The organism is Streptomyces sp. NPDC057654, assembly GCF_042800135.1.
In the GTDB taxonomy this organism is placed as follows: Bacteria; Actinomycetota; Actinomycetes; order Streptomycetales; family Streptomycetaceae; genus Streptomyces.
On record NZ_JBHVHQ010000580.1, the window covers coordinates 1 to 5602 of the forward strand.

General features: G+C 76.2%; 2 protein-coding genes and 1 pseudogene. All 3 read right to left on the bottom strand.

The genetic code is table 11. The features are described from left to right. Nucleotides 1-1592: amino acid adenylation domain-containing protein (locus ACFU99_RS31130; RefSeq protein WP_384398374.1), on the bottom strand; the 1592-nt coding region annotated here is incomplete at its 3' end. After that, nucleotides 1589-4744 carry an amino acid adenylation domain-containing protein gene (locus ACFU99_RS31135; RefSeq protein WP_384398376.1) on the bottom strand — a complete coding sequence of 1052 codons (3156 nt, stop codon included), beginning with the start codon at nt 4742-4744 and terminating at the stop codon, nt 1589-1591. The genes ACFU99_RS31135 and ACFU99_RS31130, both read right to left, overlap by 4 nt. A gap of 191 nt (nt 4745-4935) precedes the next feature. Beyond that, nucleotides 4936-5602 (bottom strand): annotated as a pseudogene (locus ACFU99_RS31140) (non-ribosomal peptide synthetase); the annotation flags it as partial.

A 5602-nucleotide genomic window follows, 5' to 3' on the forward strand; every position in this document is an offset into this window, starting at 1 on the left:
TCCACCACGTGCACCTCCGCCGGCACCGCCTGCTCGGGGAGCCACGCCCGTACCCCGCTCAGCAGGTCGCGGACGGCGGGCGACGCGCCGGGCGCGGGCAGGACGAACGCCGCTAGCCGGGCGCCGCCGGACTCCGGGCGCCGGACGGCGACCACGGCCCGGCGCACCCGCGCGTCGTGCTCGAACGCGGCCTCGACCTCGGCGGGCTCGACGCGCACGCCGCTCACCTTGACCTGGTCGTCGAGGCGGCCGAGGAACTCCAGCTCCCCGTCGGCGCGCAGCCGCACCCGGTCCCCGGTGCGGTAGACCCGCTCCACACCCGCCAGGCCCTCCGGCGCCGCGACGAACCGCCGCGCGGTCAGCTCCTCGTCCAGATAGCCCAGGGCCAGGCAGTCGCCGCCCACGAGCAGCTCGCCCGCCTCGCCCCGCGGCACGATCGCGCCCCGCTCGTCGGCGACGCACACCACCGCGCCCGCCACCGGCCGCCCGATCGCCGGAGGCTCGTCCGCCGCACCGTCGAGCGGCTCCCCACGCAGGGCGTGCGCGGTGCAGACGACCGTGGCCTCGGCCGGGCCGTACGCGTTGTGGATCGTCGCCGTGACATCGGCGGCTGGACGACGGCGCAACCGGTCGCCGCCCACATAGACATGACGGACCTTCAGCCCCGTCGGCCACGGGAGGTCCAGCAGCGGCTCGACCATCGGCGTGGACGACACGGCCACCGTGATGCCCGCCTCCCGCCACCAGTCGGCCAGCGCCGCCGGATCCCAGCGCACCTCGTCCGGAGCCACCGACAAGGCCGCGCCGCACGTCAGGGCCGACCACAGTTCCAGCAGGTGCGGGTCGAAGGCGATGCCGACATGCAGGCTGTGCCGGTCCCCGGCGGTCAGGCCGGTGCGCTCGCGGTGCCAGCGCAGCAGCGCGCCCAGCGACCGCTGGGCGACGGCGACGGCCTTCGGCGTGCCCGTCGATCCGGAGGTCAGCACCGCGTAGAACGTGCCGGCAGGGGCCGTACGGGCGTCGGCGGCCGGCGGAACGAAGGCGGCGACGGCCTCCGCGACCGCGTTCACACCCTCCGTGGGGACGGGCAGCGGCAGGTGCTCCGCCGCGCGGTGGCCCGGCGGCAGCGACTCGGGCGCGCCGATCACGGACACCACGCGCAGCCCCTCGGCCACGGCGGTGAGCCGCCGCTCGCCGGGGCGCGGCCCGAGCGGAAGGTACACGGCCCCGAGCCGGGCCAGCGCGACGGCGACCGCCACCAGCGCGGCGGACCGGTCCAGGCAGACCACGACGATGTCGCCGGGGCCCACCCGCCCGCGCAGCGCGTCGGCGACCGCGTCGGCCGCGGAGTCCAACTCGGCGTACGTCCAGCGGTGTTCGCCGTCCAGGACGGCCGTCGCGTCGGGAGTATCGCGTACCCAGGTCTCGTACCAGGACAGCACGGTCTCACCGGCGGCCGGGGCGGCGGGCAGCGGACCGCCGTGCAGCACGCTCGGTACGGGCGCACCGCCTCGGAGGGCGTGGTCGTCGAGGGGCACGGAGACCATCTCGGCTATCCCGGTCGTCTCAGTCGTCTCAGTGGTCTCGGTCATATCGACTCCGAAGGCGCGGCCGTCGTGCCGACGGCGGTCAGGGCGCGGGCCTGATCGGCCAGCACGGGGTTCTGGAACAGCAGCCGCAGCGGCGGCCGGTCGCCGAGGTGCGGCTCCAGCCACGCGGCGAGCCGGGCGGCGAGCAGCGAGTGCCCGCCGATCTGGAAGAAGTGCGACGCACCCGTGAAGCGCTCGTGGCCGAGCACCTCGCGCCAGCCCTCGGCGAGCAGCGCGACGCCCGGGTCCTCGAAGGCGGCGGGCTCCGGCGCGACGTCCTCGGCGGGCCGCGCCTGCGGGAGCGCGGCGGCGATCCGCGCCAGCCCGGTCCGGTCCGGCTTGCCGCCGGACAGCGTCGGCATGGCGTCGAGCCGCACCCAGCGGCCCGGCACCAGCGCGGCGGGCAGCCGCTCGCCCAGCGCGGTGTGCAGCGCCCGCTGGTCCGGCTCGTCCGCCGACTCCAGGAAGCCCACCAGACGCGGCCCGCCCGCGGACGCGCGGTCCAGGACCACGGCGCAGGACCGGCCGCCGAGCACGGCGGACGCCGCGGCCTCGATCTCCTCCAGCTCGATGCGGTAGCCGCGCAGCTTGACCTGGTTGTCGCGGCGGCCCAGGAACCGCAGCCGCCCCGCCAGGTCGCGGTAACCGAGGTCACCGGTGAGGTACGCCCGTACGCCGCCGAGCGACGCCGGCGTCACGAAGCGGGCCGCCTTCGCCTCCTCGTTGCCGACGTACCCCTCGGCCAGCCCGACGCCGCTGATGGCCAGTTCGCCGACCGCACCGTCCGGCAGCGGACGCAGCCCGCCGTCCAGTACGTGCACGCGCTCGCCCGGCAGCTCGGCCCCGAGAGGGATCTCCGCGCCGTCCGCCAGGTCCGCGGCCGTGATCTCGTGGACCGTGGTGCTGATCGCCGCCTCCGTCACCCCGTACACATTGAGCACGGTGGCGCCGGTGGCCGCGAGCAGCCCGCGCATCGCGTCGGCGGGGATGCGCTCACCGCCGAGCGCGATCAGCCGCGGCGCCCAGCGGCCCTCGGCCAGAGCCGCGCACAACTCCTCGCGCGTGGCCAGGAAGTAACTGGTCGGCAGATTGGCGACGCTCACCCGCGCGGCGGCCAACAGCTCGATCAGCTCCGCGCCCGTCGGCACCTCCCGCTCCGGCACCACCAGGCACGCCCCCGCGTGCAGCGACGGCAGCACCTCCTCCAGCGACACGTCGAAGGAGGGCTGCGCGAAGAGCAGCGCCCGGTCGCCCGGAGTGAGCCCGAACCGCTCCGCCGTGCCCGTCATGTGCCGGGCCAGCGCCTCGCGGCCCACCGCGACGGGCTTGGGGACGCCCGTCGAACCGGAGGTGTGGATGATGTACGCCGCGCCCTCCACGACCCGCGCCGCCGCGGCGCGCGGGAAGTCCGGGCCGTCCACGAGCGCTATGGGCAACCCCTCGGCGGGCAGCGTCGCCGCGCCCTCGGCGGTGGTCAGTACCAGCGCCGGACCGAGCCGCCCGAGCAGCAACTCCAGCCTGGAAACCGGGTCGTTGGGCGACAGAGGACAGTACACCGCGCCGGTCCGCAGACACGCCAGGAGCGCGACGACGGAGTCCGCGCCGCGCGGCAGCACCGCCGCGACCGGCTGCCCGGCCGCCACCCCCGCGCCCCGCAGCCGCTCGGCGAGCCGGCCCACCCGCTCGTCGAGATCGCCGTACGTCACCTGCCGCGCCCCGATGAGCAGAGCCGGCAGCGACGGGTCGGTGCGCGCGGCCGGGTCCAGCGCCAGGGCGTCCTCGCCGAGCGCCGCGCAGGCATCCGCCGACGCCTCGTCGGCAGCGGGTCCCAGCGACGCGAGCTTCGCGTCCGGCGCGTCCAGATACGACCGGACCAGGCCCAGGAAGCGCTCCGCGAGCAGCCGCGCCACGTCCTCGCCGAACAGGTCGGCGTCGTAGTCCCACACCAGCGTCATCCCGGCCGCCCCGTGCCGCGGCCCCACCCCGCGCCGGTCGTCGGGCAGCAGTACGAGATCGAGGTCGAAGCGCGTGGTGCCGGTGTTGAACCCCTCGAACAGGGACACCTCCAGACCCGGCGTCTCCGTCTCCGGCAGCGCCGCGTCATGGGCGCTGAACATCACGTTGAACAGCGGGTTGTCCGCGCCCGAGGTGTGCATGCCCAGCGCGTGGGTCAGCTCCTGCACCGGCACGTCCTGATGCGGCAGGGACCGGATCAGCGTGTCCGTGACCTCGTCCATCGCCTCCGCGGCGCCCGCCTCGGCGTCCAGCCGCAGCCGCAGCGGGATGGTGTTCACGAACATCCCGACGGTCTCCTCGAACCCCCGCGGCCGGTTGCCCACGGCGGTCCCCACGACCATCTCCGACCGCCCGCTGTGCCGCCGCAGCAGCTCCGCGAAGAGCCCGAGCAGCACGGCGAACGGCGTGTACCCCTGAGTGCGGGCGTGCTCGCGCAGCCGCTCCGCGAGATCCGCGCCGATGGCCTGGCGCAGCTGCCCGCCGTGGTGGCGGCGCTGCGCGCCCGGCCGGGTGAGCCCCGGCAGCGGCACGTCGAAGGACGCGCCGGCCAGCTCCTCCCGCCAGTACGCGAGCGAGCGGGCGCGCTCCTCGCCCCCGGCCGCGCCCGTCACCGCGCGGACGTGCTCCTCGTACGACCGTACGGGCGCCGACTCCACCCGCTTGCCCAGCACTCGGGCGCGGTAGACGCCGAACACGTCGCCGAGGATGATCGCGAACGAGTGCCCGTCGTGCACCAGGTGGTGCTCGACATGGATCAGCCGGTGGTGGTCGTCGGCGAGCCGCGCCAGCGTCCAGCGCAGCAGCGGCGCCTGGTAGGTGTCCAGCGGCCGCTCCGCCTCGGCGCGCACCAGCTCCAGGAACGCGGCCTCCGGGTCGGGCTCCCCGGAGAGGTCGATGGTGCGGTAGCGGGGCGCGCACTCCTCGGCGACCCGCTGGCCGGGCACGGCGCCGGGCACGGCGACGAGCTCCAGCCGCAGGCCGGGATGGCGGTCGAGGGTCGCGGCGAGGCCGGCGCGCAGCGCGTCCTCGTCGAGCGTGCCCCACAGGTCGAGCGAGGCGGTGAAGTTGTACGCGCGGCTTCCTGGCAGCACCTGCTCGTGCAGCCAGACGATCTCCTGCGAGGAGGAGAGGGTGAACATCGGCAATTCCCAAGGGTCGTCGGGGTTGTCGGGTCCCGGTGCGGAGCGGGCGCACCACACCGCGCCACGGGTCGCGTGGCGCGGCGGGAGTGTCCCGCGGCAGGGGGCGGCATCGGGCCGGCGGCCTGTCGGCGCGTCAACTCGATGCGGGAGAAAGAAAGATGGGGGGATCAGGGGGAGGTGAGGAGGCGTCAGCCGAAGGGGGCGGGAGCGGTGAGCCGGGCGCGCAGCGCTCCGGTCAGCTCGCCGAAGGCGTCCTCGGCGACGTTGTCGTCGAGCACGGAGCGGTCCCAGGCCATCCGTACGAGGAACTCGGAGCCCTGCGAGACGGAGACCGCGAAGGGCGCGCGTACGGCACGCCCGTCGACGTACACCTCGCGGCCGGTCACGCCGCCGAGGCGCAGTGCCGGGGCGTGTGCGTCCTCGACGGTCAGCAGCCCGGCGAGCCGCCCCGACCAGGGCGCGCCGGCCGTCCGGGCGGCGCGCACCACCTCGTCGAAGGGCGTGTCCGCGCGGTCGAGGTCGTCCCACCACGCGGTGGACAGCGCGGCGTGGGCGTCCGGGCCGGCGGCTGAGGCCGCGGCCGTCGCGGGGAAGACGACCGTGTTGAGGAAGCAGCCGAGCACGGGCCGCGCGGCGGCGGGCCGGCCGCCCCACGGGTAGCCCAGAGGGTGCGTCCCCTCGCCGTACAGCGCTCGCGCGGCGGCGGCGCACGCGCCCAGCAGGTCGGGGAAGGGCAGGGGAGCGGCGCCCGCGGGCAGCCGCAGCGCGGCGGCGCCGGACGGCAGCGCGCCCGGCGGCAGGGGCTTGGGGGAGGGGGCCGTGTCGCGCACGTCCCGCAGCCGCTCGCCCCAGTAG